Below are 26,258 nucleotides of genomic sequence, written 5' to 3'. Positions count from 1 at the left end.
GGATAGGCGTGAACGGCCGAGCTTAAGCAAACTGCTACAAAAGTTGTATCATGTCAAAGTAATACTGTAGATTGCAACGATTGCCGAGCCATGGCGTATGGCAACCGTAGATCTCTGCGTGACGGGCGGCACGACCTAGATCCGGGAATGAGCGCCTACCGCCCCGTCCCGATCCGCCGGCTCATCCGCCGCGCCAGCCCCTCGGAGGCGACCAGCGCCAGCATCGAGACCGCGACCGAGACCAGCGTGAGGCGCAAAGCCCCCGCCTCCCCGCCCGGCACCTGGGTCAGCGTGTAGATCGCCGAGGGCAGGGTCTGGGTCTCGCCGGGGATGTTCGAGACGAAGGTGATGGTCGCGCCGAACTCGCCCATCGCCTTGGCGAAGGCGAGCACTGCGCCCGCGAGGATGCCGGGCAGGCTGAGCGGCAGGGTCACGCTCAGGAACACCAGCGGCGGCGCGGCGCCGAGCGTCGCCGCCGCCTGTTCCAACCGGCGGTCCACCGCTTCGATCGACAGGCGCATCGCCCGCACCATCAGCGGCAGGCCCATCACCGCGCCGGCGAGCGCCGCGCCGGTCCAGCGGAACGAGAACACGATGCCGATCTCGGCGAGCCACGCGCCGAATACGCCGCGCCGGCCGAAGGCGAGCAGCAGCAGGTAGCCCGTCACCACCGGCGGCAGGATCAGCGGCAGGTGGACGAGCCCGTCGAGCAGGGCATGGCCGGGGAAGCGCCGCCGCGCCAGCAGCCACGCCAGCAGCAGGCCCAGCGGTAGGCTCGCCAGCGTCGCGACAAGGGCGACGCGCAGGGAGAGAAGGAGCGCCGTCGTCTCGTCGGGGCTGAGGCCGAGCCACGCCGAGGGCCAATCCGCCAGCCCGCTCACGGCGCCCATCCCCGCAAGGCGGAGAAGCCGGGCACGGTCATCCGCCGAGGCTCGCCCTCAAAGCTCCGCCCTCAAAGACCTGCGGCGGCCTTGAGGGCGGCGTTGATGCGGTCCTGCCAGCCCGGGCCATCCTTCTGGTAGTGCTCCAGCACGGCCCGGTCGATGCGCAGGGACACCGTCTCGCGCGTGCCGGGAATGAGCGGCGCCCTCGGCGCTGCCGGCGCGGTCTCCTCGGGGGCTTTGCGCGTCGTCACCGCGCGGAAGGCGGCTTCGGCGGCCTGGCGCGGGTCGCTCGGGCGGCGTGTACGGTCGATGGCCATGAGGGTCAGGCCGTCGCTTTCTTGCGGCCGCGCTTGGGCGCGGGCGGGTTGGCGGCGCGCTCCGCGGCCTCCTCCGCCTCCTTGGCGAGCCGCAGGGCCCGCAGGCGCACGGTGCGCTCGTCCACCGCTTTGACCGCGGCCAGATGCTCGGCCATGGCCTGCTGCCCTTCGCGGGCCATACGCTCGGCCCGTTCCGCGCGCTCGGCGGCGCGGGTCTTGGCGTCGATATCGTCGCTCATGAAAGATCTTTCGACGAGAACTCGCGCCGCGTGAAGCCCCGGCGGCGGCGCGCGGCGTCCCGACGCGGGAAAGGTCGGGCGCGGGACGGCAATCAACCCCGAGCAGGACCATCGAGGATTTCTCCTCAGGACTTAGCACGAAAGCACCCGCAATGACCAATTCAGCCAGGGCGGGGCTGGTTTTCCCCCGCTCATCGCAACGTTTGCGAGAAAGAGGCCGGCCCGCTCGATCCGGCCCCGTTCAATCCCGGTCCGCGCGCCGCAGGGACCAGTGCAGGAGGCCCTGCGCATCGACGAGCCAGAGCGCGTTCGCCCGCTCGTCCTTGGACGAGAGATCGTGCGCGTTGGCGAGCCGGACCGCTTCGCTCGGGCTGGCCGCCGTGATCGTCTCTTCGAACAGCGGCGGCCCGATCTGGCCGTCGGGTGCACGGCAGGCGCCTCTGAGAACGAAAACCGGCATGCATCCTCCTAGATCGACGAGGCTTATCCCCGAACGGGCGGCCGGTCATCCATGCCGGCCCTCAGGAGACCGCCGGTTCGGTGCTCTGGGGGGCGCGCAGCCGGGCGAGAGCCACCGTGGCCTGGCGGGCCAGCGCTTCGAGGCGGGACACCGTCGCCGCGTCGAGCCAGACCATGGCGCACCAATAGGCGCCGAGTGCGGCCACCGGTTCGGGCGCACCGATCGGGACCATCACGAGGCTTCGGATCGCCTTGTAGGCATAGGCGGCGGCTGGGATGCGGGGATCGCTACCGACATCCGGGATGACGGCCGTCTCACGGTTCTCCATCGCCCAGCCGGAGACGCAGAGGTCGAGCGGGAAGCGGCACCCCTTCCAGAGCGGCTCGATCGCATCCTCGGCGACATAGGCGCAGACGTCCGTCTCCCGCAGCACGACGGCGATTCCGTCGGAGCCGGCGATCCGACGGGCCGTCCGTGCCAGGACGTCGACGACGTCCTCCAGGGACTGAGCCGCGGCCATGAGCTCGGCGGTCCGCATCAGATGCGGGTTGGCCTGGGAGCTCTCATCTAACATGTGCATAAGGTAGCGGGTCTGGGCCGATCCGTACAGGCGGCCCGTCCGTGTCACGGCGCGCGGGAGGCAAAACCGGGACATGAAGGCCTGGTGATCGCCGCCGTCCCGCCGAAGGAGACGCCGCCCGACGCCAGGATCGACGAGAAGATCGGCGAGCGGATCGCGCTGGCCGGTATCCCGGACTTGAGCCGGCCGCATGAGACTTTCGAAGTGCCAAATTTCCTTTGCAGCAAGTTCCGCTTGATTGTCGCTGGCTGGCAGAAGGCCTTTCGCAGTGATCCGGGCCGGCGGGTCGCTTTGAGAGGGCCTCACGAAATTCCCGATCTCTGGCCGTTCTTTCTCTGGCGATCACGGTGCCGCGGAAGTTTTGTGAGAGATACTATATTTTTGTCTAACACAATGAATGGCAAGAAGCCGATCGAAGGTGAGCGATCACCCCCAGATCAGTTTTGGATGTGGTTCCATGACGGTCTGATCGCTCGCCGTGATCAGGCCCTGCCGGACCATGCCGCCGGTGGGTGACAGGCCGGGCTCGATGATCCCGACCCGACGCGCTGCCCGAAGCCGGGCCGGTTTCCCTTCGTCGGGAGCGTATGGAGCCGGCGCCCCGCTCAGCCGTGGATGAAGGCGAGGATGTCGGCGTTGAGTTGCTCCGCGTTGACCGTGAGCATGCCGTGCGGAAGGCCCGGATAGGTCTTCAGCGTACCGTTGCGCAGGAGCGTGATCGATTTGCGCGCCGCCGCGACGATCGGCACGATCTGGTCGTCCTCGCCGTGGAGCACCAGCGTCGGCACCGAGATCGCCCGCAGGTCCTCGGTCTGGTCGGTTTCCGAGAACGCCTTGATGCCCTCGTAATGCGCCTTGGCCGAGCCCATCATGCCCTGACGCCACCAGTTGCGGATCACGCCCTCTCGGACCGCCGCGCCGTCGCGGTTGAAGCCGTAGAACGGGCCGGCGGCGACATCGAGGAAGAACTGGGCGCGGTTGTCGGCCAGCGCCTTGCGGAACCCGTCGAAGACCTCGATCGGCAGGCCCTCCGGGTTGGCCTCGGTCTTCAGCATCAGCGGCGGTACGGCGCTCACCAGCACCGCCTTGGCGACGCGGCCCTGCGGCTCGCCGTGCCGGGCGACGTAGCGCGCGGCCTCGCCGCCGCCGGTGGAATGGCCGACATGGACGGCGTTCCCGAGATCGAGATGCTCGGCGACCGCCGCGGCGTCGGCGGCGTAATGGTCCATGTCGTGGCCCTCGGAGACCTGCGCCGAGCGGCCATGGCCGCGCCGGTCATGCGCCACGACGCGAAAGCCTTGGTGCGCAAAGAACAGCATCTGCGCGTCCCAGTCGTCGGACGAGAGCGGCCAGCCGTGATGGAACATGATCGGCTGCGCGTCCTTGGGCCCCCAATCCTTGTAGAAGATCTCGGTGCCGTCCCCGGTGGTGATCGTCGCCATGCTCGCCTCTCCTCACGGTGCGGTGGTCCGAAGCGGCCTTCGGCTCCGGGTGTGGCTTGACGATGCGAGGATGATCCCGGAGCGCGGATTTGGGAATGTGAAACGATGGAAACCCATCGTTTCCGGAAGTGGTATTTTGCGTGGGATCAGGAGGCCGGCCGGTCGAGCCCGTGAGATCGGGGCCGAACGAAAAAGCCCCGGCCCAGACGGGCCGAGGCTTCGCGCATCTCAGCGGTGGATCAGGGCTGAAGCACGCCGTTGATGACGTGGATCACGCCGTTCGACTGCATCACGTTGGCGATGGTGACGGTGGCGGTGTTGCCCTTGGCGTCCGTCACGAACACCTTCTTGCCCCGGGCCTGCACCGTGAGCGGCTCGCCCTGGACGGTCTTCAGGCTGGCTTCCCCGCCGCCCCGCTTGGCCAGGGCCATCAGATCCTTGGCCGTGTAGGTGCCCGGCACGACGTGGTAGGTCAGGATCCCCGTCAGCGTCGCCTTGTTCTGCGGCTGTACCAGGGTCTCGACCGTGCCCGGCGGCAGCTTGGCGAAGGCGGCGTCGGTCGGCGCGAAGACGGTGAAGGGGCCGGGGCCGGAGAGCGTGTCGACGAGACCCGCCGCCTTCACCGCCGCCACCAGCGTGGTGTGGTCCTTCGAGTTCACCGCGTTCTCGACGATGGTCTTCGAAGCGTACATCGGCGCGCCGCCGACCATCGGATTTTTGGCGAGCGCCGCCGTCGGCGCGGCGGCGAGGCCGAGGGCGAGCGCAGCGCCCAGGGTCAGCGATTTGATAACCGAATTGCGGATACGGAACATGGTTTCTCCTGTGCCCGTGCCCCGTCTTCGTTCGGGGATCACACCGCCCATTACGGAGCCCGCGCGCAATCGGTTTCGCGTGCCCGGCTTTTTTCGATTCGAAGCGTGAGGACCGCCGCCCGATGGCGAGACATCCCTGGACCGTTGCCGACATCCCCTCGCAGGCCGGTCGCTGCGCCGTGGTGACGGGAGCGAGCGCCGGGCTCGGGTTCGAGACGGCGCGGGCGCTGGCCGGGGCGGGGGCTGCGGTGGTCCTGGCGGTGCGCGATCTCGAGAAGGGGGAGCGCGCCGCGGCGGCGATCCGGCGGGCGCATCCCGGCGCCGCGCTGTCGCTGCGCCGGATCGACACCGCCTCGCTCGCCTCCGTGCGCGCCTTCGCGGCGGAATGGCCGGCGGAGTGGGCGATCGACCGGCTCGTGCTCAATGCCGGCATCGCCGCGGTGCCCCGGCGCGAGGAGAGCGTCGACGGCTTCGAGCGGCAACTCGCCACGAACCATCTCGGGCATTTCGCGCTGACCGGGCTGCTGCGGCCGGCCCTGAGCCCCTTGGCGCGGGTGGTCTCGGTGGCGAGCCTCGCCCATCGCAGCGGACGCATCCGGTTCGACGACCTGCACTGGCGCGAGACCTACGGGGCACAGCGCGCCTACCGGCAGAGCAAGCTCGCGCTGCTGATGTTCGCCCTCGAACTCGACCGGCGGCTGAAGGCGGCGGGATCGGGCATCGCCTCGCTCGCGGCGCATCCGGGGCTCGCCCGCACCGAGGTGTTCCGGCGGGGCGACCGGGCCGGCGCGTTCCAGCAGCGAGCGGGACGGGTGATCTTCTCGTTGATCGGCCAGTCGGCGGCGCAAGGCGCCCTGCCGATCCTCTACGCGGCCACCGCGCCGGAGGCGGAGCGCGGCGGCTATTACGGACCGGACGGCGTCTGGGAGGCCCGCGGCCATCCAAAGCCCGCCGCGATCGCCGCCCAAGCCCTCGACCGCGCGGCGGCGGGGCGGCTCTGGGCGGTCTCGGAGACGCTCACGGGTGTGCGGTTCTCGCTGTGAGCGAGGCTTCGGACTTGCGCCCACTCGTCTCGGCCGCGGGAGGTGCGATGCGCAGGCTTGCCTGGGGGCTGCTCGTCCTGTCCCTCCTCGCGGGAGGGGCCCGCCTCTTCACCGGGGTGATCGACCTCTCGGACGAGCCGACCGCCGCTCTCGTGCTCAAGCGCCCGGAGGCCCATGGCCGACCCGTCTCGGAGCAGATCGGGCTCGACAGGGAGGAGCCCATCCTCGCCTAAGGCTGGCTCTACGTCCCGGTGATGCAGATGGCGCCCGTCCTCGCGCCCATCCTTGCCGGAGCAGGCTCACTCCTGCTGCTCCTTGGTGGCCGCTTGTCGTCGCGTCAGCGTCGTTGAGCCGTCGAGGGACCGGGTTAGGCGGAAAGCCGAGTATTGAGCCGCAGCGTCTTGCCCGGCACTCCCCGTCACCGATGCGCTTGCGGGCGGGCAGGTTTGGCAACCGCCTGCAAGGTGCGCGAGAGCTGTTCGACCGAGTAGGGCTTCTGCAGAAGCTCGAACCCGTTGGTGCCGGTCTGGGCCAGAACGTGGCTGTAGCCGGAGGTCAGGACGACGGGCAGGTCGGGGTGAAGCCGCTGGATCGCGCGGGCGAGATCGACGCCGTTCATGCCGGGCATCATCACGTCCGTGAACACCACGTCGAAGCGATCCGCGTCCTTGGCCAACTCCGCCAGGGCTTCCGCGGCATTCGCCGCCCAGACCGTGCCGAAGCCGAGTTCCGCCAGGGTCTGCGTGGCGAAGGTGCCGACCTCGACGTTGTCCTCGACCACGAGCACGGAGGTGCCGCGACCGCTCGGCACGGGCGTCGGCTCGCTCGGCTCCGGCGCCTGGATCTCGCCGGGCACGCGGGGAAGGTAGAGCGTGAAGGTCGTGCCCCGTCCGACCTCGCTGTCCACCACGACCTCGCCATGTGACTGCTTGGCAAAGCCGAAGACTTGGCTGAGCCCGAGGCCGGTGCCTTGCCCGACCGCTTTGGTGGTGAAGAACGGCTCGAAGATCCGTTCGACCACGTCCTTGGCGATGCCGCTGCCCGTGTCGCTGATCGACACCGCCACGAAGGGCCCCTGTACCGCGGGGTGCGCGCGCACGGGTGGCATCCGCTCGACGGCCTCCACGCGAATGGCGAGCTGCCCCTCACCCGCCATCGCGTCGCGCGCGTTCACCGCCATGTTCACCAGCGCCGTGTCGAACTGGCTCGGGTCAGCATTCACGAAGCAGGCGTTCTCCGGCAACTCGGTCACGACCGTGATGCGAGAATCGGTGAGCGTACCCAGCATTTCGGAGAGCGAGCGCACGCTGCCGCAGGCTGCGAACACCTTGGGTTTGAGTGTCTGCCGCCGTGCGAAGGCGAGAAGCTGGCCGGTCAGCTTCGCGGCGCGATCCACCGTGGTGGAGATCGCCTCGATGTAGCGGGTGCGCCTTTCCTCGGCGAGATCCGGCCGCTTGAGGAGGTCGGTCGACGACTTGATGACTGTCAGAAGGTTGTTGAAATCGTGCGCCACGCCGCCGGTGAGCTGGCCGATCACCTCCAGCTTCTGCGACTGCCGCAGCACGTCCTGCGCATCCCGAAGCTCAGCCTCGGCCCTGAGGCGCGCGCTGATGTCGTGCGCTTGGTGGAAGGCGCCGACGATCGTTCCGGCCGCGTCGCGTAGGGGTGTGTAGGTGATCTCCCAGCAGGGCTGGCCGAACTCGGCCCGGCCGAAGACGGCTTCGACCGTGTACGCCTCGCCCGCCAGCGCGCGGCCCATATTCGCGCGCATCGCGGCGGCCTGCTCCGGAATGAACAGATCGGGAAAGACGTCGCCGATCTTCGTGTAGAAGCCGTTGACCCGGAAGAACTCGTCGTTGTGGGCCTTGTTGAAGGCGATCAGCCGGTACGCTTGATCGAAGACGCAGATCGGCTCTGCGTAGGACTGAACGATGTTCTCGTAGAGGTCGCGCTCGGCCGTGCGCGATGCAAGGCGTTGGTTGGCATCGAGGTGGAAGCCGATCAGGTCGGCGAACATCTTGAACATGCCCACGACCGCGGGCGTGTTGAGCTTGGCGGGCTTCGGATCGATGGCGCAGAGGGTGCCGAAGAACGTGCCGTCCGGCAGCACGATGGGCATCGAGATGTAGCTCTGGAAGCCGTACTTGGCGGGTGTGTGATGTTCGCAGAAGGCCGGGTCATGGGCGACGTGGTCGATGATGACCGGGACCCCGCTCTGCCGGATCTCGTGGCAGATGGTCGTCTCAAGATCCAGCTCGCCACCGGGCTTGAGGCCGAAGGCGATGTCGTCCTTGACGGCGCCGGCGACCCAGTGGTCCTCGGTGACACGTGCGACGGCGGCGAAGCCCATGCCCGTGGTGCGACAGACCACATCGAGGATGGTGGGCACGGCCGCGATGCTTTCGACCGCGACGACGTCGTTGAGGAAACCCCGTGGAAATGTCGGGGCTGATCTCGAGGCGGTCATGCGGCTCGGTGACCTGAACGATCATCCGCGCGGGTTCGCTTGCAACCCGTCGAACGCGTGTGGTCACGCGCGATCCGAAGGCGGAGCCCGGCTCGCACCACCTCACTCGCGTTCGAGTCGTAATCCGAAGTAACTTCAACGTGGATGTCGGCGATCAATTCGGCCGTGGGGGAGACGTTGCGGGTCGGCGTGTTCGACATACCAACGGTCTGTCACGCTTGAGCGGTACCGTCAAAGGTCGTCAATGACACAAACCGGTTCTGTACGAAGGCTGAGGCGGTGTCGCCGAGAAGCGGACACCCCGAGAGCCCGAAAAGGGCGGCAACTGGACTTTGGCCTTCCGGCGCGACGCGGACGTTCCGCATCCGACCGAGGCCCGTCATCCGAAATCGTCGAAAGCTGCCCGTAAGCAGACATCAAGAGCCTCATTCCAAGAGGTGATTACCGGATTTCGGAAAAGGATGATGCAAAAACAAGAGGATAGAGTATCGTCCTGAATCCTATATCCAGGACGATACTGTAGCGATCCGCAGTGTCATTGGGTATTATTGGCGCATTCGCTCTTGATATTGAGATGAAAATTGTACAATTTCATGTTAATTCAAAAGCGCGAAAGCAAGATTATTGATACAAGCCGTCCGATCGCAAATTACATGATTGTGAGCTGAGGTTGTTCATCCGGCTCGGCCGCCAGCCGTTGAAAAATCCCAAGCACGTGTTCCGGGGATGCCTGAGTTGCTGCCCCATTGGCGACTTCAGTCTGGGACCACATCCAAGAGCGTGCGGGATCGCTACGCATGGCCCAGGCCGGAAAAAGACGCTCGGTTGCAGCTGCATAGGATAAGCGATGGATCTCAAGATGACGGTCATCTCTGACGATCCGCGCATACGTCGCATCGATAACGTCTGCCTTGCCTTCCAGAAGTTGCAGGTAGATGTCTCCACGACAAATCAGAGCGCCTGTCAGTCCGTCTCGTGTATTGCAGCGTTGCGATTGAGTGAGGATGTTATCCAGGGCAGATTGATCAAACCCGAAGGGACGGGACGCATAGATGAGCTGCACGAGATTCATTGCATCAGCCTCACATCGAGTTAGAGCGCTTTCCGACGAACCGGCAACCACCATTCGGGACGATGCTCTAGAGGCGCCGGCCTGATGAAATCAGGTCGGATACGGCTCTAGGTCTGAAATCTTGGACTCACGCGTAGGATGTGGCCTTGGTATCAGGCTGGAGCCTGCTTTCGAGATTGATGTCGAGAAGTCTCTGAGCCAGCAGGACAGCCGTCGGCGCATCGACAGCCGATGCGTCCGCTCCGACACGCTCGACGAGTTCGGGTTTGTCGAGGAAGACGGGGCCGCCCACCATAATGCCGACAGAACGGTTCCGTGAGACCTCACGGATCGACTGGATCGAGGCCGTCAGCCGATCGAGGCGCGTCTCGCAGCTGAGTGTTAGTCCGACGACATCGAACCACGTGGAACTCACGAGGTTTGAGATCTCGCTAGGGCTGGACGCCAAGCCGCTCACGACCTGCCATCCAGCGACTTGCAGGAACTGTTCGACGAGGGCGACGCCAAACGTATGCTGCTCGCCGGGCGCTCCCATCAAAAGGGCAGAGCGGTGTTCGTCGTGGAATGAAACCCTTGGTTCAGGTCTGTATTGCGAGAGGAGGAGCTGAAGGCGAGCGACGCCCACAGTCACCTCAATGAAATCGCAGAGATCTTCGTCCCATAAGCGTCCGAGCAAAGCAGCGGCAGGCGCTAGAAGTTCAAGGAACATACTCTCGGTAGAGTAGCCTTTGGCTAAATGATTTCTGACGGCGTCCGATGCCGCAGAGAGGTTCGAATCGAGGAGGAGCTGCGTGAAGGCTTCGACCTGCTGCGCATCAGGTTTGGCAAGCGGAACGCTCGCCGCGGGCGCAAGCTGCGGGTGAAGCAGCTTCAAACGAGGGATGATGTCTGTTTCGACAAGGCGGCTGAGAGCGAGCGCGCGCTGGCGGCTCTCCTCGGCCGTGCGTTTGCTTGCATAGGCAAGCCGAACCTCTGAGGCCCAACCGGCTTGACGTGCCGACGGGTCAGTCCACGCCGCGGTGGACGAAGCGAGGTTTGACATGGTCCGCTCCCCAGAACTCTCTTCCTTTGCAGGGGGCGCTTGTCGATCGATGCCGTGCACCTCTTGAGCACATCAGAGCGCCTCTCCGGAAGAATGTAAAGGAGCTCACGGAAAGTTCTGGTTTTGGATTGTGACTGTTCCGTACGGCAGGCCAGAGATAGGATTATTTTTCTTCGTTCCGTTCGCACTCATTATCATCTTGGGCACGATGTGAGTAATCCGTTGGCTGGAGGCTGCCAGGTGCTGTTTCGGCTCGAGCGCATTCCGACGAAGTGGCCACCGGTTCGTCGGAATGCGCGCCAAAACAATGACCGAGAGACGCCGGCCTGATGCAATCGGGTCGGATACGGCTCTCAAGCATCATCCCGAAAGGTGGTTGCCGGATTTCGGAAAAGGATGATGCAAAAACAAGAGGATAGAGCATCGCCTTGGATTCGATATCCAGGACGATGCTCTATCCTCGCCCAAGTGAATTGAGAGGGCCGGAGTCGAGCTGCTGGAGAATCCGCGTCAGTGCCGCAATATTGTCCTTGTCTTCAGTGCTCTCGAGGGCGTCCTGTAGTACGAGGCGGATATCCTCGGCCTCGACCTTCTCCATGTCCCAGTTCGGATAGAGACGCTCCCGCTCTTCCTCGCTCTGGCTCAGCGCTACGATATCGTGATGGCGTGAATCACCGTGCAGGCTCGCGATAAGATTTTGCATCTCGGCGGCCGGCCCCTCAATCCACTGGAAGAAGATGCCGCTGCCGAAAACCAAAACTCCGGTGATGCCGCGCGCGAGATTGTGGCGCTGGGCCGACTCGACAATACGGCCGACCTCCGCGTCATCGACGCCGTCGGCGGCGCGGCTGCAGTAGACGAAGTGATACAGAGCGGGCAACGCGCCTTCGTCCAGTTCAGCGCCACGGAAAAATCCGTATTCGTCCAACATGAGTGGACTAGCTCCATTGATGCGGGACGGGCCGTTCCGCCGGGTGCGCAGGCAAAACGATATCGCATCCAACCTGATTTTGAAACGGGACCTGGTCGCAGAGGTCGTCGTGCGGACATTCCCACGGCTTGCAATGGGTCGAACCCGGTGGGTCCTCTTCGCCCGGTGCCGATGTGCGAGCACAAGCTCAGCCTCCAGGCACCTGAGCACTCGGTCCTACGGCATTGTTCGGCCGGGAGAGACACGTCACAAACTGCGCCGCGCCTCTGCGGGAACGCTCGTTCCCGGCCATCGCCGAGACCGGCGAGGCGCGCGCAAGGAACGCCAATCGCGCCGCCGTCGTTTCTCCCGCCACCACCTGGGAGGAACAGCATGCGAATTCTCGCGACGGCGTTGGCGCTGACGGTCATGACGGGGCTCGGCGCCGGGACCGCGGAAGCCAAGGGCTGCATCAAGGGCGCGATCATCGGCGGTGTCGCCGGGCACTATCTGGCCGAGCGCGGCGTCGTCGGTGCCGTCGCCGGCTGTCTGGCAGGGCGCGCCCTGGCGAACCGGCGGGCGCGGCGGGAGGTCGATTACGGCTCCCGGGTCCAGCCCCGCGGGGCGGGTTATGGCGGCGGGCAGGCCTATCCGAGCCGAAATTATCGGTATTGATGCACGAAGGGGGGCGCCGTTCGGCGCCCCTTACCGTTCCGGCCCTGGCGCGGCGTCGCCGGCCGGGTGCGGGTTGTCCGGTTCTCGGGCCTTATCGACGGGGAAAGGGCGCCTTGCGGCGCCCTTCCCTTTGCATGGACCGTGGCGCTAAGCGTCAGGCGCTCTTGCGGCGTCCCTTGCCCTTCGTCTCGCCGGTCTCTGCGTCTTCCTCGGAACCCTCGGTGTTGATCCGTTCGGCAATCTGCGAGAGTAGTTCGTCGGTCTTCTTCTCTTCCTGAAGGGTCTCGTCGAGCAGCTTGGCGGCGTCCGCGTAGCCGAGTTGGGTCGCCCAAGTCTTGAGCGTGCCGTAGCGGGCGATCTCGTAATGCTCGACCGCCTGCGCGCAGGCCGCCAGCACCGCGTCGGCGGCCGGGCTGTCCTCGAAATCCTCCAGATCCTCCTCCATCTCGGAGGTCAGGCCCTGCATCGCCTCGCAGGTCTTGGCGCGGGCCGGCTTGCCGATGATCTCGAACACCTGCTGCAGGCGCTCCACCTGGTTGGCGCTCTCCTCGGCATGGGTCTCGAACGCTTGGCGGAGTTCGTCATGTTCGGCCGCCTTGGTCGCCTTCTTCAGCGCACGCACCGATTGCTTTTCCGCGTAATAGACATCCTTCAACGTCTCGTAGAAGGCATCGTGCAAGGTCTTCTGCTTGGTGGCCATGGGAGTTCGTCTCCTGATTGCTGAACGAAGGGGGCCGGGGGAGTGATCTCACCGTCGGCCGACACCTTAAGAACGTGAATTCAGGCGACAGGGTCCGAAAATTATCTTGGGGGGAGGTCGTAAAATTCCGGGAACCTCGGCCGGTGGCGGCGGGGTTTCCGGGATCGGCCCGGAGGCCGGATCACCCGCCCCCGGCACAGGGTTCGGCGCGGGCTACAGCCACTTCTTCCAGCGGAAGAACACGTAAGGCAGCACGGCGGCCACCACCATCATGCCGACGGCGGCGGGATAGCCGAAATGCCAGTCGAGCTCCGGCATGGTCTTGAAGTTCATGCCGTAGATCGAGGCGATCAGGGTGGGCGGCATGAACACCACCGCCATGACCGAGAACAGCTTGATGATGTTGTTCTGCTCCAGGTTCACGAGGCCGAGCGTCGCGTCGAGCAGAAACTGGATCTTGGCCGAGATGAAGGTCGCGTGCTCTTCGAGCGATTGCAGGTCGCGCAGGGTCGAGCGCACGTCCTCGCGCAGCTCGCGCGGGGCCTTGGCCGTGCGGTAGGTGGCCGAGAGCGAGAGCAGGATGCGCTCCATCGAGACGAGGCTCTCGCGCTGCTTCGAGATCAGGTCGCCGTAGCGCCCGAGCGAGCGCAATGTGTCCTGCAGCGCGTTGTTGCGCGAGGACGGGTCGCCCTTGTCCTCGAAGATTTTTCGCGAGAGCCGGTCGATGCGCTCGCCCTGGAGCTGGAGCACGTCGGCCGCGCGGTCGATCACCGCCTCGATCAGCCCGGCCAGGATCGACTCGCCCGAGACCGAGCGCGACGGCCCGTTGCCCGTCGCCCTTCCGGCGCGCTGGGTGTACATCCGGAACGCCTGCGGCTCCTCGTAGCGCACGGTGATGAGCCGGCTGTCGCGCAGGATGAAGGTGATACCGGCCAGGCCCGGCTCCTCGGAATCGCTGACGCGGGAGAGCACGCGGCCCGTCATGTAGCGGGCGCCGGCCTCGACGTAGAGCAGTTCGGAGGGCTCGATGTCCTTCATCTCCTCGCGGCTCGGCACGGTGATGCCGAGGAAGGATTCGACCTTCACCTCCTCCTCCCGCGTCGGGCGCACGAGGTCGAGCCAGACCGTGTCCTCGGAGATCGGCTCCTGCAGTTCGAGGTAGCGGCGCTCCAGCACCGTCTGGGAGCCGCCCGCGACGGGCTTGTGGGTGAAGATCAACGGATGTGACCTGTGGGATGAGGCTTCAGTCGAGGGCCCCGGGCGGGGCGACGCTTGTGTCCGGCACGAAGAAGTCCGGCGCAAGCGGAACGCCTGCTGTGACGCGGTATTTTGAAAAGTCCGTGACGCCTTCCTCGGCGAGAACCGTGTCGTCGATGAGGAAATGCCCGGTGAAGCTCTTGGCCTCCCGCAGGAACACGGCGTGCGCGGCATCCGCCACGATCTCGGGCCGGCGGCTCGCCTGCATCAGCGCGTCGCCGCCGAGCAGGTTCTGGATCGCCGCCGTGGCGATGGTGGTGCGCGGCCACAGGGCGTTGACGGCGATGCCCCGGCCCCGGAGTTCCCCGGCGAGCCCGAGCACGCAGAGCGACATGCCGAACTTGGCCATCGAGTAGGCCAGATGCGGCGCGAACCATTTCTCCGCCATGTCGAGCGGCGGCGAGAGCATCAGGATGTGCGGGTTCTCCGCCCGCTCCAGATGCGGAATCGCGTATTTGCTGACCATGTAGGTGCCGCGCGTATTGATCTGATGCATCAGGTCGAAGCGCTTCATCTCGGTCTTGGGCGTGTTCGACAGCGAGATCGCGCTCGCGTTGTTGACCACGATGTCGATCCCGCCGAATTGTTGTGCGGTTTCATTCAGCGCCGTCTTCACCGCCTCCTCGTCGCGGACATCGACGGTGAGCGGCAGCGCCCGGCCCCCGGCCCGCTCGATGGCTTCGGCCGCCGTGAAGATCGTGCCTTCGAGCTTCGGATGCGCCTCGGCGGTCTTGGCCGCGATCGCGACGTTGGCGCCGTCGCGGGCGGCGCGCAGGCCGATGGCGAGGCCGATGCCGCGCGAGGCGCCGGTGATGAACAGCGTTTTCCCGGCCAGGCTCATGGCATCTCCTCTGCGATCCGGAAGCGCTCCGGCTGGCGGCCGTCGGCGTCGGTGAAGCCGTAGGCGCGGGCGAGATCCCCGACATGGACCGTCCGCCCCGCCCGGTCCAGCACGGAGGGGTCGGCGGCGAGCGCCGCGAGCGCCCGGCCGGCATAGAGCGGGCTCTCGGTGGCCAGCGCCTCCTGCCCGAGATCGCGCACCCGCTCGGTGGCGACGAAGCCCGGCGACAGGCTGAGCGCGCAGACGCCGTGGGGGCGCAGTTCGGCGGCGCAGGCGAAGGCGAGCCGGTTCGTCGCCGCCTTGGCGAGGTCGTAGTAGAAATCGCCGAGATACCCCTCCTCGGTGCCGAAGGAGACGAAGGCGATCAGGCCGGCGCGCGCGGCGACCATGGCGGGCGCCACGGCGCGCGCCAGCAGCAATCCCGGATAGGGCCCCGTGCCGAGGAACTGCGAGAACGGCTCGGCCGAGCGGCGCCAGAATGGCGTGCCCCAGGCGGCGCCGTCGGGGTAGCGCTCGCCGTCATAGCCCTCGTTGCCGCCCCAGACGCTGGAGGCCGCGACATCGATCCGCCCGAACCGGCGCAGCGCCCAGTGCACGAGTTCGTCCACCGCCCGCTCGCTTGTGTGGTCGCACAGGTAATGGTGGCCCTCGCCGCCGGCCGCATCGACGGCGCGGGCGGTGTCCTCGATCGCTTCCGGGCGCGTCTCGGTGCGCCGCCCGGTCTCGGAGGAGCGCGCGGTGACGATCACCGTCGCGCCCGCCTCCCCGAGCCCCCGCGCGAGCCCGCGCCCGACCCCGCGCGAGGCCCCGGCCACGAGGCAGACCTTTCCCCGCAGATCCGGCGGCACGCTCACGCCTTGCCGGCGAGGAAGCGGGCGAGCCGCGCTTGCGTCTCCGGATCGCGCAGGCCCGCCTCGAAGGCCTGCGCCTCGGCCTCGATCGCCGCCTCGACCGCCGCCGCATCGCCGCGCATCAGCGCGCGGGTCGCCTGCACCGCCCGGCGCGGCAGGGCGGCCAGCCGCGCGGCTTGGGCCAGCGCGTGCGCCTCCAGCGCCTCGGAGGGCAGTTCGGCGTTGGCGAGCCCGAGCGCGACCGCCGCCGCGCCGTCGAACGGCTCGCCGAGCAGCAGCAGCGCCGAGGCGCGGGCGAGCCCGATCCGGCGCGGCAGCAGGTGGCTGGCGGCGGCCTCCGGCACCACGCCGAGTTCCACGAACGGCATGCGGAAGCGCGCCTGCGGCCCGACATAGACGAGGTCGCAATGCAGCGTCAGCGTCGTGCCGACGCCGATGGCGAGCCCGTCCACCGCCGCGACCATCGGCGTGCGGGTGCGGGCGAGCTGCCGGATGAAGCGCAGGGCCGGCATCTCGGCAAACGACGCGCGCGGCGCCGTGCCGGCGGCGAAGAAATCGGCCAGATCGTTGCCGGCGGTGAAGGCGCCGGGCCCCCCGGCAAACACCACCGCCCCGATGTTTTGGGAGTCGTCGTCGGCGCCCGTCAGCGCCGCCGTGGCGGCGTCGTACATCGCCCCGGTCAGCGCGTTCTTCTTGGCCGGGCGGTTCCAGCGGATCAGGCGGACGCCCCCCGAAACATCCTCGATGGTGATGGCTTCGCTCATCCGCCCTCGCCCCCCGCGCCGATCCCGAGCGCCGTCTGCGCCCCGACGGCATCGGCCCCCTGCCCCACCCTTCTTCCCGCGGCGACGCTTTGTCGAGGGGCCATCGCCGCGGTTCGGGCGCGCGCCCGCGGGCGGGGTCACGGCCCCGCGCCCCGGACGGAGGCCGGCGGGGACGGGCGGCCCGAGGCGCCGTTCGCGCGGCCGGCCGGGTCGATCCGCGCGCAGGCCCCGAACCAAAGCTCGCCGCGCCGGCCCCGACGCCCCGGCTTGCGGGGCGGTCCTGGGTGTCGCACCCGCGCAACGGGGCGGTCCGCGTCCCGGATGTCGGGCGATGGGGTCACGCGACGCTCTCACGATCCGCGCCGGTCTCGCCAACGCGATCCAGCCGGGACAGACCGCGACGCTGTCGAAGGCGCTCGGCCTGCCGGTGACGGCGGCCCTCCTGACCCTGCCGGTCGGCACCGCCGCCGGGCTCGCGGGCGGCCTCGCCCTGGGCAAACGCGAACGCCCCACCGGCCCGCCGCTCGGGCCGGTGCCGTGATGGGCGTGGCTCGGCGGTTTTTTGCGTGTTCTGCCGATCCTGGCCCGGCTCTACGCCTCCCCCGCCTTCGGCGCCGCGAGTTTTTTGGGCATCATCGTCACCGTGGGCGTGCTCGCCTCTCTCGTGCTCGACCACTTTGGCTGGATCGGGTTTCGAGTGCACCCGGCGAGCGTTTGGCGGGTTGCGGGGGCGGTGTTGAAGGTTGTTGGAGTGGGGTTGGTGGCTGTTTTTTAGATTGAGATTTGAGACCCGCTTCACATGATCGTATCTTATCAATAAATTAATCATTTAGTCGACGACGACTTTAGTAATTATTGGTTAATAATTCTACTATTTCTGATCCAGCACAGCAAAATCCGGTGGATTTTCAGGAAGTATTCCATCAAAAAAGAATCTAATTACGTACCTATCAAATTTGCTCAAGCCATCAGTCTTGAGTATCCCATCTAATCCGATTGCTCGAAATATTTTGAGTGCACCACGAAGGTCAACTTCATCGCTTGTGAAATTTACAAGCCCAGAAAGATGAATTTTCTTGGAGATCATTCGTGGCAGACCATACTCTTCAAGATGGTAAACAGCTGGAGGTAGAAAAGCATGGCTAAGTTTTCCAACAAATCCCCCAATGTCGATCGATGGGTTTACAATGATTTTATGCAGCTCATTAACATCATTTAACAGAGCCGCTAGTTTAAAACTTATTGTGCGCTCAAGCTGGAAGAAGTCTTCAATATCGATACCGTGAGGAGAAAGCATGCTTAATATTTGAGGTATGTCCATACTCCAATTAAAAGATAAAGATTTGGTGGCTGAAACAACATTTGACCAAGATGAATCCCATGCTGACGGCTTAAGGCCAACAACTTTATAGAGCATTCTTTCCCAATCGGCGGGATTGTCAGAATTCAAATATCCAAATCCGCGCCAATCCTGCGGGTTAGATTTTAGATTTCTCGCCAGAGTCAGCAAGAAATCTGAATCACTATCTTGTAAAACATTTTTCTTCCTCAAAAGTGCAAAATTTTCTCCCCCAATAATATCCGACATCTGATTTTTGTATTCAACTATCCTTTCTATTTGCTTTTCAGTAAGTTTGTCTTTATCTTGGTTTTCATCAAGACTTCCTAGAATTGTATCTGGAAATGAAAGGTCGAGCTGAGTATTTTCTTCGACGGGAGGAGCATCAAGTAAGTAAATGTGGCCAATAAAATGCTTAAACATTCGACCGCCGCGGCCAATTATATTTTTGTAAGTAAAATCCTTCAGATTATTGCGTCCAAGTTTGCTCTTCCAGACTATTACATTCTGCGCTGACGTGTTAACTCCCTCAATGATCGAAGAAGTTGAGGCAATACTATCAAATCCTTTTTCATGCTCGAAGAGACGTATTTGGAGTTGACTCAGGCAGCGGTGCATTCGCCCGTTATGAACCCCGACTCCCCGCTCCGCGAGATCTGCCACCGACCACTCGGATTGATAGTTCACGCGAAGCCAGTGCGCGAAGTGTGTTGTGTGTGGTCTGTCGATTACGTCCATATTATTGATAACCAGCTCCGATATCTTATCTATTTCTGAGTATGATCCTGCGTAAATTAGGGTTTTCTCAGTTCTTTTCGATATAATTTCCAGTAGCGCATCTTTTTTCCGGCCAGCGTCTCCTTTGATCTCTTTATGAAGGTCATGCTTTTCTAGAAAAACAGTGTTAAAATCGAGGAGCTCAATAAATTCCATGTCCCGCGTGAAAACATTGTCCGCAAGCTTTTTTATATTTGGAGCAAGATAGTATCTCTGTTTGGCATTACGGGAAAGTTTTAGAATAGCTTTGATAAGAGATGGTGCGCGTTCCTTATCGTGCGCAACACTTGCCTTGTAAAATTCGTCTATAACAAGAAGGTCTATATTAGGCAATTTATCCGCATATCCGAATGCTCGCTCTTGAGGGAATATTAGAATATTGCGTTGCTCAAGAGGGGTATCAGTAACAGTGATGATATTATATTCGCGCGAAAACTTCTTATACAAACGACGTCGGGTTTCATCCATTAAGGCGATGGTCGGAACAATAATAACAACTATATTTGGGCGTTTTGCTGCAATAAATGCATCGATTATAAAGCTTTTTCCGAAGCTTGTAGGCGCGCTTACCGCGATGCTTTTGCCGCCGAGTAGTCTGGATAAAACGGATGATTGTTCACGGTGAAGAGTCGCAGTACGGTTCCCCACGTCGACGGCGAATGCCTTATGGACAAACTTTTGGTCCCATGATGCATTCTCAAGCTGTATATAAGGGAACAGTCCAGTCGATCGAATCAGCTGGTTTAGGACCTGTGGATAATTTTCTTTTTGCTTATCAATTGTGCTAAGGAGTTTTATTAATAGATTGCGAGCTGCAAGGTCATTTCCTTCCGTGAGTAGATCGTTTATTTCGGAACAGACGTCAAATACGTCCATTATACGACCCCTTTGTAGAAAGCAGCTGTGCTAGTAAATGCGTCAACGATAAGTTTTTTGTTTGGAACGGGGAACAAGATAATATGAAAGTTGATTTTGTCGTACATGTGTAGAGTTGTTAATTTTGACGCTTGTTTTACAAAATAAGACCCAGCTCTCTCTGTATGATGAGCTACAATTGATTTTTTGTACTCCAGGGAAAGAATATTGCAACCTGCAGTTTTTGTGCATTCGTGCAATATTAGAATCGGCACATGAATTCGAGGTTTTAGCAGATCGATTGAAATTTGATTGCTCAATGAGGCCTTAATTTTGTCTCTCAGGGCAGTAGGTATATCTAGATGATTGATGTCTGACACATTGGTTATTATCGAATTTTCTTTTTTCAATTTTTCAGTGCCTAAGCTGGTATATACCGAAGTAACTATAGAATCTAGCCGAGAGTCAGCAATGGAATTGTAGAATTTAGCCTCACCAAACCACAGAGTGAAGTCGTCTTCGTTTGCATTAAGAACGATATGTACGCTATCAGCTCCCTTTGCATTATCTTTGGCATTTTGTTTGTAGAAAATTTTGGGGACAACGGGTAGCGCGTTGTAGTGATTTTTCATCAATCCGTAGAGAAAGACTTCTGCGATTTCACTCCCTTGGCCGATTTCATCTTTGTCCGTCAGTCTCAAGTTCTGTGCGGCTGCTACTAAACTGGAATGACTCTGGTCGTACAAAGCTGCGCGCTCTTGCTCTGACAGAGCAGTTTGGGCAATATTATCCCATAAATAGCTCTGAAACCTATTGTATCTCCATTTACCGTCTTCGAAGTCATTTGCAAGACTCAGTAGTCGGTTATTCAATAGGTTTTGAAGTTGTGAAATAGTTGTGATTTTTGACAAAGACTCGTCTATAAGCGTGTCAAACTTTACGCTAGTCATACGGCTAAGGCCACGTTTCTCGCACCGAAGGGCACAGCAGTTCACCTTGCATGTGTCCGCCGAGTTTACACTAGGTTGCGTCCTCTGCAACGAGCCGTGAAGCAAAATCCATAGCATTCAGAACTTTACACGCTTGGTATTGCGTCATTGTCTCAGGGGGAGCAGGCCGGTGACAGGTGAGATACCCTGATTCATGCCGTGCTATCGCTCCAGCAAGCCGAGAGCGATGTCCTGACCTGATGCGTTGGGTTGCGCCATGCTCCCGCACCGAATCATAGATTTGCTAGCTTTCCGCAAGAAACTGAACTTCGTAACAGCATCGTTGGAGCTTGATGCGGCGTAGCATGCAGTTCAGGGAAAAATACCTTGACACCATAGACAAAAAATCCTACAACCCCTGCCACTCGCCTCCCGGACCAACCGGGGGAGCTTTTCCGGTGACCGGCCGGCGAGGCTCGTTGGGAGGTGGGGCGGTTCCCGCGTCGGTGGCCCGGTCGCCATCGCCTCGGGCGCTGTGCGCGACACAACGCCAACTCGGGATGGGGCCATAGGCCGGTCTCGGGTCGGCGCCCAGGAACAACCGGAGCCGGGCCCAATACGAGGTCCGGTGCGGACGAGTCCGCCCATAGCCGTCTGCCGAGGTTCCCTCTCCCCTCGCGGGGAGGCGGGCCGAGGGTCCCACAGCGCCTAGATCCGGGGTCGATGCCGGTGGAGAGACCGTGACGCCAAAACGGAGGGACGGCTTCTCGTGATAAGGAAGCGGCCCCTCCGCGGGACGCCGGGAGACCGGCAAAGTCTTACATAACCATCCGGAGGTTTCGCGGCGTCCCGCGTCCCCCTCGGGGTTTGTGCTCGATGCGTACCCGCCGGCCGATCGGCCAGCCGTCCCTGGGGCGCCGCCCGCGCCGCCGGGGCTCTCGTGCTTGGGCGGGCGCCCGTGCGGGGCCGAGGGGCGTTCGGCGCGCGGGGCCCTGCGTTCTATTGCGTGTTTTGCCCGGCCCGCTGAAACTGAGGGCTGCGCCGGCGACTTCGAATTTAATCCATATTTAGTTCGGGAAAGTCATCATGCCTCACCGGACCGATCCGGTGGGGGCACGACGGGCGATGAATCTGAAGGTATCGTACGCGCTGAGGGGTGTGATTGGACTCCTTGCGCTCGCCATCCTCGCGCAGGGGATCGTGGGGGCGATGCAGCTGCGCGCGGTGAACGCCAACGTCGTCGATCTCTCGAGCAACTGGCTGCCCAGCGTCCGCGAACTCGGCGAGCTGAAGTACCGGATCACGCGCCTGCGGCTCGTCGATGCCCGCTTCGTGACCGCCGTCGAGCCGACCGAGACGCTGCTCCCGATCTCCGAGCGCCGGCTTCAGGACGCCGAGGCGGTCGTCAAGCGCTACGAGCCGCTGATCGCGAGCCCGGAAGAGCGCGCGCTGTGGGACGGGTATCGGCGGCACTGGGCCGAGTATCTCGGCTTCCGCGCCAAGCTCATCGCCGCCGCGCGGGACAAGGACCAGGCGGGGCTGAGCGCGCTGTTCCAGACCTCGCGCAAGCCCTACGAGAGCGCCCTGGACCTGCTCGACCAGGACAGCGCCCTCAACACCAAGGGGGCGGACGACGTGCGGGCCGCGGCGGACGAGACCTACGGACACGCCCTCTGGCTGAATGCCGGGCTGTGCGCCTTCGCGCTCGTCCTCAGCGTCGTCGGCGTCCTCTACGTGCTCCTCGGCGTGACGCGCCCGATCGACGGCCTGATCGGGCGCATGCGCGCCCTCGCCGGTGGCGACGTGGAGGGCGGGGTTCCGCATCTGGCGCGCACCAACGAGATCGGCGCGATCGCCCGCGCCGTCGAGGTCTCGCGCGACAACCTGATCCGGACCCGCCGGCTCGAGGAGGAGACCGCCTTCGCCCGCGCCTCGGCCGAGGAACAGCGCCGCGCCGGCATGCTGCAGCTCGCCGACCGCTTCGAGGCCGCCGTCGGCGGTATCGTCGGCGCGGTCTCGTCCTCGGCGACCGAGCTTCAGGCGACCGCCCAGCAGATGACGTCGAGCGCGTCCCACACCGCCGGCCAGTCCATCGCCGTGGCCGCCGCGGCCGAGGAGGCCGCCTCCAACGTCGATGCGGTCGCCGCCGCGGCGGAAGAACTCGGCACCTCCGTCGAGGAGATCGGCCGCCAGGTGCGCGGCTCGGCCGAACTGGCCCAGGGCGCCGTCGGCGAGGCCAACCAGACCGCCCGCCTCGTGCAGGCGATGCGCGCCACCTCGGGCCGGATCGGCGACATGCTCGGGCTGATCTCGAGCATCGCCGGGCAGACCAACCTGCTCGCCCTCAACGCCACCATCGAGGCGGCGCGCGCCGGGGATGCGGGGCGGGGCTTCGCCGTCGTCGCGGCGGAAGTGAAGGAACTCGCCAACCAGACGGCGCGGGTCACCGAGCAGATCGCCGGGCAGATCAGCGAGATCCAGGGCGTGACCGATCAGGCCGTCGCGGCGATCGACGCGATCTCCGGCCGCATCCGCGAGATCGACACGACGGCGGCCCACCTCGCGGTCTCGGTGCAGCAGCAGGGTCTGGCGACCCGGGAGATCGTGCGCAACGTGGCCCAGGCGGCCAGCGGCGCGGGCGAGGTGACGAGCAACATCTCGGGCGTGGCGCAGGCCTCGGAGGAGACCGGGGCCGCGGCGAGCCAGGTTCTGGTCTCGGCCTCGGAGCTCTCGCGCCAGTCCGAGCATCTCACGGCGGAGATGAGCCGCTTCCTCGCCACCGTGCGCGCGGCCTGAGCGCCGCCGCGCCCCTGCCCCCGCCCCTGCCGGGCGGGAGCGTCCGCCTCAGGCGACGCCGGTGCGCAGCAGGTCGTGGTAGTGCACGAGGCCGACGGGGCGGCCCTGGTCCACCACCACGAGGGCGGTGATCTTCATCGCCTCCTGGATCTGCAGCGCCTTGGCGAGCAGGGTCTCGGGCGTGATCGTGCGGGGGTTCTTCGTCATCACCGCCTCGACCGGCAGGCGGTCCAGCCCCTCGCGGGAGAAGACGGCCCGGCGCACGTCGCCGTCGGTGAGGATGCCGGCGAGCGCCCCCGCCGCATCGACCACGAGGACCGAGCCGAACCCCTTGGCGTCGATCTCGGCCACGGCGGCCCGCATCGCGGTGCCGAGGGTCACCACGGGCAGATGCGCCCCGCCATGCATGACCTCGCGCACCTGCCGCAGCGAGGCGCCGAGCCGGCCGCCGGGATGGAACACGGAGAAGTCGCGGGCGGAGAAGCCGCGGGCCTCCAGCAACGCCACGGCAAGCGCGTCGCCGAGCGCGAGCTGCATCGCCGTCGAGGTGGTCGGCGCCAGCCCGTTCGGGCAGGCCTCCTTGGCCTTCGGGAGCGCGAGGCAGGTATCGGCCTCGCGCCCCAGCGTCGAGGCGGCGTTGGCGGTGATCGCCACGAGGCCGACGCGGTAGCGCCGGGTGTAGCCGATGATGTCGGCCAGTTCCGTGGTCTCGCCCGACCAGGAGAGCGCCAGCACCACGTCGTCGGGCTGGATCATGCCGAGATCGCCGTGGCTCGCCTCGGCCGGGTGGACGTAGAGCGACGGCGTGCCGGTGGAGGCGAAGGTCGCCGCGATCTTGCGGGCGACGTGGCCGGACTTGCCCATGCCGGTGCAGATCACCCGGCCGCGCGCCGCGCCGATCCGCTCGACGGCCTGGGCGAAGGGCTCGCCGAGGCCGTTATCGATCGCGGCCATCAGGCAGGCCAGACCCTCGCGCTCGGTCTCGATGGTGCGCAGGGCCGAGGCGATGGCGGGCGCCCGCGCCGCCCCATCCGTCCGGTTCCGGTCCTCGATCCGCTGTGCCAGGGCCATGAAGCTGTCGTTTCCGTCTTCGTGTCTCTCACAAAACGCCCGCTGCGCCGTCATCGCCAGAGAAGGAACGGCCAGAGATCGGGAGCTTCGTGAGGCTCTCTTAAGCCCGGCGCCGGGCCCTCGCGATTCTTGATCCGCCCTCTTCACCCGCGACTGTGGCCGCATGGGGGCTGCGCGGCGCCTGCTCACGGCGGGACAGGGCGAGCGGGCGCCCCGCAACGGTGCGTTAACCATGCCCGGTGTAGCTCCGTTAACCATGGGGCGCCGGCCGGACACGGAACGCCGCCCCGTCCACGGGCCGCCGGCCGTATCCAGGGCCCATCTTCAGGGAAAGAGCGCTGCCGGTGTCACGCGAGCGGCCGAACGGGGACAAGCGAGGGGGGCGCCGCGGGGCGCTCGCTCTGGCGCTGCTCCCCGCCCTGCTCGGGGGCCCCGCGCTGGCGCAGGAGACGCCCGACCCGTCGCCGGCGGAGCCCGCCCGGAGCACGGCGTCGAACGCGCTCTCGCGCACCGCCTCCGAGCCGACGACCGCGGGCCGCCCGCGCCGCTCCGCCTTCGACGCGCCGACGGCGCTACGCGGCTCCGGCGCCTTCTCCGCCCCCGCCCTCCTCGGCAGCGGCACGAGCCCGAATCCGGTCCCCTCCTCCGAGGAGAGCGAGGAGCCGAGTGTGGCGCGCCTGCCGCGCTTCCGCAGCGCGACGAGCCTGCCCGGCTCCGCCGCGACGCGGGGCACCCCCGCCCGGCCCTCGATCTTGCGCCTGCGCGCGGCGCCCCCGCGCCGGCTCGGCTCGGCGACCCGCCAGATCACCCAGACGCGCACGCAGCAGACGATCACGGATCTGCGCCTCACCCCGGTGATCCAGACGCCCGTCTCCGGCGTGCCGCTGCCGGCGCCGATCCTCGGGCTCGGCCTGCCCAACGCCACCGGGCTGCTGCTCGGCACGGCGCTCCGCCAGCCGATCCCCGCCGACACCGCCTACGCACCGCTCGGCATCCGGCTCGGCACCTTCACGCTGCTGCCGGCCTTCACCCAGAGCGTCGGCTACGATTCGAACCCGGACCAGATCGGCGGCACCCGCCTGCGGCCGTCCCTGACGCTGCGCAGCGAGGCGGAGCTGGCGCTGCGCAGCGCGTGGTCGGCGAGCGAACTCACCGCCGAGATGCGCGGCAGCTACCTCGAATATCCGCAGAACCCCGAGGCGAGCCGCCCGAACGCCGTGGGCACCGCCCGGATGCGCATCGACGTCGACCGCGACACCCGGATCGATCTGGAGACCCGCTTCCTGCTCGACAGCCAGCGCATCGGCAGCCCGGATCTCGGCGCGGGCGGGGGGGCGACGACCCGGCCGCTCTTCGCCACCTACGGCGCGACCGCGGGCGTGCAGGAGAATTTCAACCGGCTGCAGCTCTCGCTGCGCGGCTCGATCGACCGCTCGGTCTTCGAGGATGCGCAGCTCGGCAACGGCACCACGATCATCCAGAGCGACCGCGACGCCAACCAGTACGGCCTGCGCCTGCGCGCCGGATACGAGATCTCGCCCGCGATCACGCCCTTCGTCGAGACCTTCCTCGACACCCGTGTCTACGACACGCCGGTGGACCAGTTCGGCCTGCGCCGCGATTCCGACGGCATCGCCTTCGCCGCGGGCGCGACGGTGGCGCTCAACAGCACGCTGACGGCGGAGATCTCGGGCGGCCTGCAGCACCGCTCCTACATCGACCGCACGCTGCAGGACATCAACGCGCCGGTCATCAACGCGGCGCTCGTCTGGTCGGTCTCGCCGCTGACCACGGTGCGGTTCAACCAGCAGACGGGGGTGATCGAGACCGCGGTGCCGGGCTCCAGCGGCGCCTTCACCGACGCCGCTACGCTCGAAGTGCAGCACGACCTGCTGCGCAACCTCTCGATCACGCTGGGTGGCGCCTACCTGTCGACCAACTATGACGGCGTGCGCATCCGCGAGCGGGGTTACTCCGCCACCGCCCGGCTCGACTACCGCTTCAACCGCTGGCTCGCCTTCCGCGGCAGCTACATCTACTCGACGCTGGCCAGCACCATCCCGCTCTCGACCTACGAGGCGCACACGGTGCTGCTCGGCGTGCGGGTGAACCCCTGAGGGGAGCGCGCCTCAGAG

General features: G+C 64.9%; 24 protein-coding genes and 2 pseudogenes. 7 read left to right on the top strand and 19 right to left on the bottom strand.

What is annotated here, in order from left to right; translation table 11 throughout:
* Window positions 1-155: 155 nt before the first annotated feature.
* The 5 genes from modB to Y590_RS17345 all read right to left on the bottom strand — a co-directional run bounded on the left by modB (window position 156) and on the right by Y590_RS17345 (window position 2,480).
* Window positions 156-890, bottom strand: a complete 735-nt coding sequence (gene modB, locus Y590_RS17365; protein ID WP_060770941.1) for a molybdate ABC transporter permease subunit — start codon at window positions 888-890, stop codon at window positions 156-158.
* Between the two features lie 62 nt (window positions 891-952).
* Window positions 953-1,201 carry a BrnA antitoxin family protein gene (locus Y590_RS17360; protein WP_060770940.1) on the bottom strand — a complete coding sequence of 83 codons (249 nt, stop codon included), beginning with the start codon at window positions 1,199-1,201 and terminating at the stop codon, window positions 953-955.
* A gap of 5 nt (window positions 1,202-1,206) precedes the next feature.
* Window positions 1,207-1,440, bottom strand: a complete 234-nt coding sequence (locus tag Y590_RS17355; protein WP_003605770.1) for a hypothetical protein — start codon at window positions 1,438-1,440, stop codon at window positions 1,207-1,209.
* Between the two features lie 241 nt (window positions 1,441-1,681).
* Window positions 1,682-1,900 carry a hypothetical protein gene (locus Y590_RS17350; RefSeq protein WP_060770939.1) on the bottom strand — a complete coding sequence of 73 codons (219 nt, stop codon included), beginning with the start codon at window positions 1,898-1,900 and terminating at the stop codon, window positions 1,682-1,684.
* A 61-nt stretch (window positions 1,901-1,961) separates the two neighbouring features.
* Window positions 1,962-2,480, bottom strand: coding sequence for a GAF domain-containing protein (locus tag Y590_RS17345; protein ID WP_060772345.1), 519 nt, complete (start codon window positions 2,478-2,480; stop codon window positions 1,962-1,964).
* An 84-nt stretch (window positions 2,481-2,564) separates the two neighbouring features.
* Here Y590_RS17345 and Y590_RS26520 point away from each other — a divergent pair, with 84 nt between their 5' ends.
* Complete coding sequence (locus Y590_RS26520; RefSeq protein WP_144439991.1) at window positions 2,565-2,996, top strand: hypothetical protein; 432 nt, start codon at window positions 2,565-2,567, stop codon at window positions 2,994-2,996.
* Window positions 2,997-3,085: 89 nt separating this feature from the next.
* Here the strand turns inward: Y590_RS26520 and Y590_RS17340 are convergent, their stop codons facing one another.
* Both Y590_RS17340 and Y590_RS17335 read right to left on the bottom strand, forming a co-directional pair.
* Window positions 3,086-3,922 carry an alpha/beta fold hydrolase gene (locus Y590_RS17340; RefSeq protein ID WP_060770938.1) on the bottom strand — a complete coding sequence of 279 codons (837 nt, stop codon included), beginning with the start codon at window positions 3,920-3,922 and terminating at the stop codon, window positions 3,086-3,088.
* A 239-nt stretch (window positions 3,923-4,161) separates the two neighbouring features.
* The gene (locus Y590_RS17335) at window positions 4,162-4,734 is read right to left on the bottom strand and encodes a fasciclin domain-containing protein (protein WP_060770937.1); all 573 of its coding nucleotides are present in this window, start codon (window positions 4,732-4,734) and stop codon (window positions 4,162-4,164) included.
* A gap of 122 nt (window positions 4,735-4,856) precedes the next feature.
* Here Y590_RS17335 and Y590_RS17330 point away from each other — a divergent pair, with 122 nt between their 5' ends.
* Entirely contained in the window at window positions 4,857-5,777 is a 921-nt protein-coding gene (locus Y590_RS17330; protein WP_060770936.1) for an oxidoreductase, read from the top strand.
* Between the two features lie 47 nt (window positions 5,778-5,824).
* A complete protein-coding gene (locus Y590_RS17325) occupies window positions 5,825-6,010 on the top strand; it encodes a hypothetical protein (protein WP_144439990.1) in 186 nt (61 codons plus the stop codon).
* Between the two features lie 184 nt (window positions 6,011-6,194).
* Here Y590_RS17325 and Y590_RS17320 read toward each other — a convergent pair.
* From Y590_RS17320 to Y590_RS17305, 4 genes and pseudogenes are all read right to left on the bottom strand, one after another.
* Window positions 6,195-8,244, bottom strand: a pseudogene (locus Y590_RS17320) (ATP-binding protein); the annotation flags it as partial.
* Between the two features lie 649 nt (window positions 8,245-8,893).
* Window positions 8,894-9,316: a BLUF domain-containing protein gene (locus Y590_RS25905; RefSeq protein ID WP_083530896.1), complete on the bottom strand. Its 423-nt coding sequence runs from the start codon at window positions 9,314-9,316 to the stop codon at window positions 8,894-8,896.
* A 127-nt stretch (window positions 9,317-9,443) separates the two neighbouring features.
* Entirely contained in the window at window positions 9,444-10,358 is a 915-nt protein-coding gene (locus tag Y590_RS17310) for a cobalamin B12-binding domain-containing protein (RefSeq protein WP_060770932.1), read from the bottom strand.
* A 454-nt stretch (window positions 10,359-10,812) separates the two neighbouring features.
* The gene (locus Y590_RS17305; protein ID WP_060770931.1) at window positions 10,813-11,289 is read right to left on the bottom strand and encodes a BLUF domain-containing protein; all 477 of its coding nucleotides are present in this window, start codon (window positions 11,287-11,289) and stop codon (window positions 10,813-10,815) included.
* 372 nt (window positions 11,290-11,661) lie between these two features.
* On the opposite strand from Y590_RS17305, the gene Y590_RS17300 reads away from it, so the two are divergent.
* On the top strand, window positions 11,662-11,943 hold the full coding sequence (locus tag Y590_RS17300) for a hypothetical protein (RefSeq protein ID WP_060770930.1): 282 nt from the start codon (window positions 11,662-11,664) through the stop codon (window positions 11,941-11,943).
* 154 nt (window positions 11,944-12,097) lie between these two features.
* Here the strand turns inward: Y590_RS17300 and Y590_RS17295 are convergent, their stop codons facing one another.
* The 5 genes from Y590_RS17295 to Y590_RS17275 all read right to left on the bottom strand — a co-directional run bounded on the left by Y590_RS17295 (window position 12,098) and on the right by Y590_RS17275 (window position 16,356).
* Window positions 12,098-12,643, bottom strand: a complete 546-nt coding sequence (locus tag Y590_RS17295; RefSeq protein WP_060770929.1) for a YciE/YciF ferroxidase family protein — start codon at window positions 12,641-12,643, stop codon at window positions 12,098-12,100.
* A 213-nt stretch (window positions 12,644-12,856) separates the two neighbouring features.
* Complete coding sequence (locus Y590_RS17290; protein ID WP_060770928.1) at window positions 12,857-13,861, bottom strand: magnesium transporter CorA family protein; 1,005 nt, start codon at window positions 13,859-13,861, stop codon at window positions 12,857-12,859.
* 25 nt (window positions 13,862-13,886) lie between these two features.
* Entirely contained in the window at window positions 13,887-14,741 is an 855-nt protein-coding gene (locus tag Y590_RS17285; protein ID WP_060770927.1) for an SDR family oxidoreductase, read from the bottom strand.
* Complete coding sequence (locus Y590_RS17280) at window positions 14,738-15,589, bottom strand: SDR family NAD(P)-dependent oxidoreductase (protein ID WP_201026797.1); 852 nt, start codon at window positions 15,587-15,589, stop codon at window positions 14,738-14,740. Before Y590_RS17280 ends, Y590_RS17285 begins: the two co-directional genes overlap by 4 nt.
* Window positions 15,590-15,591: 2 nt before the next feature.
* Complete coding sequence (locus tag Y590_RS17275; RefSeq protein ID WP_060770926.1) at window positions 15,592-16,356, bottom strand: enoyl-CoA hydratase-related protein; 765 nt, start codon at window positions 16,354-16,356, stop codon at window positions 15,592-15,594.
* Window positions 16,357-16,687: 331 nt separating this feature from the next.
* Here Y590_RS17275 and Y590_RS27580 point away from each other — a divergent pair.
* Window positions 16,688-17,131: pseudogene (locus Y590_RS27580) on the top strand (DMT family transporter).
* Window positions 17,132-17,227: 96 nt separating this feature from the next.
* Here Y590_RS27580 and Y590_RS25900 read toward each other — a convergent pair.
* Window positions 17,228-19,348 carry a DEAD/DEAH box helicase gene (locus Y590_RS25900; protein ID WP_083530987.1) on the bottom strand — a complete coding sequence of 707 codons (2,121 nt, stop codon included), beginning with the start codon at window positions 19,346-19,348 and terminating at the stop codon, window positions 17,228-17,230.
* Complete coding sequence (locus Y590_RS25895; RefSeq protein WP_083530895.1) at window positions 19,348-20,277, bottom strand: HamA C-terminal domain-containing protein; 930 nt, start codon at window positions 20,275-20,277, stop codon at window positions 19,348-19,350. The genes Y590_RS25900 and Y590_RS25895 overlap by 1 nt, the downstream gene beginning before the upstream one ends.
* A gap of 1,104 nt (window positions 20,278-21,381) precedes the next feature.
* Here Y590_RS25895 and Y590_RS17265 point away from each other — a divergent pair.
* A complete protein-coding gene (locus Y590_RS17265; RefSeq protein WP_060770925.1) occupies window positions 21,382-23,052 on the top strand; it encodes a methyl-accepting chemotaxis protein in 1,671 nt (556 codons plus the stop codon).
* Between the two features lie 48 nt (window positions 23,053-23,100).
* On the opposite strand, the gene Y590_RS17260 is transcribed toward Y590_RS17265, so the two are convergent.
* Window positions 23,101-24,123 carry a KpsF/GutQ family sugar-phosphate isomerase gene (locus Y590_RS17260; RefSeq protein ID WP_060770924.1) on the bottom strand — a complete coding sequence of 341 codons (1,023 nt, stop codon included), beginning with the start codon at window positions 24,121-24,123 and terminating at the stop codon, window positions 23,101-23,103.
* Window positions 24,124-24,467: 344 nt separating this feature from the next.
* Here Y590_RS17260 and Y590_RS17255 point away from each other — a divergent pair, with 344 nt between their 5' ends.
* On the top strand, window positions 24,468-26,240 hold the full coding sequence (locus tag Y590_RS17255) for an outer membrane beta-barrel protein (RefSeq protein ID WP_060770923.1): 1,773 nt from the start codon (window positions 24,468-24,470) through the stop codon (window positions 26,238-26,240).
* Window positions 26,241-26,258 lie beyond the last annotated feature (18 nt).

Source organism: Methylobacterium sp. AMS5 (assembly GCF_001542815.1).
Classification (GTDB): domain Bacteria; phylum Pseudomonadota; class Alphaproteobacteria; order Rhizobiales; family Beijerinckiaceae; genus Methylobacterium.
This window is presented reverse-complemented; position numbering and strand designations above follow the sequence as displayed.

Coding starts and splice junctions, on each gene's coding strand:
- modB (WP_060770941.1), bottom strand. CDS start 890: ATGGGCGCCGTGAGCGGGCTGGCGGATTGGCCCTCGGCGTGGCTCGGC.
- Y590_RS17360 (WP_060770940.1), bottom strand. CDS start 1,201: ATGGCCATCGACCGTACACGCCGCCCGAGCGACCCGCGCCAGGCCGCC.
- Y590_RS17335 (WP_060770937.1), bottom strand. CDS start 4,734: ATGTTCCGTATCCGCAATTCGGTTATCAAATCGCTGACCCTGGGCGCT.
- Y590_RS25895 (WP_083530895.1), bottom strand. CDS start 20,277: ATGACTAGCGTAAAGTTTGACACGCTTATAGACGAGTCTTTGTCAAAA.
- Y590_RS17330 (WP_060770936.1), top strand. CDS start 4,857: ATGGCGAGACATCCCTGGACCGTTGCCGACATCCCCTCGCAGGCCGGT.
- Y590_RS17325 (WP_144439990.1), top strand. CDS start 5,825: ATGCGCAGGCTTGCCTGGGGGCTGCTCGTCCTGTCCCTCCTCGCGGGA.
- Y590_RS17355 (WP_003605770.1), bottom strand. CDS start 1,440: ATGAGCGACGATATCGACGCCAAGACCCGCGCCGCCGAGCGCGCGGAA.
- Y590_RS17350 (WP_060770939.1), bottom strand. CDS start 1,900: ATGCCGGTTTTCGTTCTCAGAGGCGCCTGCCGTGCACCCGACGGCCAG.
- Y590_RS25905 (WP_083530896.1), bottom strand. CDS start 9,316: ATGAATCTCGTGCAGCTCATCTATGCGTCCCGTCCCTTCGGGTTTGAT.
- Y590_RS17285 (WP_060770927.1), bottom strand. CDS start 14,741: ATGAGCCTGGCCGGGAAAACGCTGTTCATCACCGGCGCCTCGCGCGGC.
- Y590_RS17345 (WP_060772345.1), bottom strand. CDS start 2,480: ATGCACATGTTAGATGAGAGCTCCCAGGCCAACCCGCATCTGATGCGG.
- Y590_RS17295 (WP_060770929.1), bottom strand. CDS start 12,643: ATGGCCACCAAGCAGAAGACCTTGCACGATGCCTTCTACGAGACGTTG.
- Y590_RS17340 (WP_060770938.1), bottom strand. CDS start 3,922: ATGGCGACGATCACCACCGGGGACGGCACCGAGATCTTCTACAAGGAT.
- Y590_RS17310 (WP_060770932.1), bottom strand. CDS start 10,358: ATGTCAAACCTCGCTTCGTCCACCGCGGCGTGGACTGACCCGTCGGCA.
- Y590_RS25900 (WP_083530987.1), bottom strand. CDS start 19,348: ATGGACGTATTTGACGTCTGTTCCGAAATAAACGATCTACTCACGGAA.
- Y590_RS17300 (WP_060770930.1), top strand. CDS start 11,662: ATGCGAATTCTCGCGACGGCGTTGGCGCTGACGGTCATGACGGGGCTC.
- Y590_RS17265 (WP_060770925.1), top strand. CDS start 21,382: ATGAATCTGAAGGTATCGTACGCGCTGAGGGGTGTGATTGGACTCCTT.
- Y590_RS17305 (WP_060770931.1), bottom strand. CDS start 11,289: ATGTTGGACGAATACGGATTTTTCCGTGGCGCTGAACTGGACGAAGGC.
- Y590_RS17275 (WP_060770926.1), bottom strand. CDS start 16,356: ATGAGCGAAGCCATCACCATCGAGGATGTTTCGGGGGGCGTCCGCCTG.
- Y590_RS17260 (WP_060770924.1), bottom strand. CDS start 24,123: ATGGCCCTGGCACAGCGGATCGAGGACCGGAACCGGACGGATGGGGCG.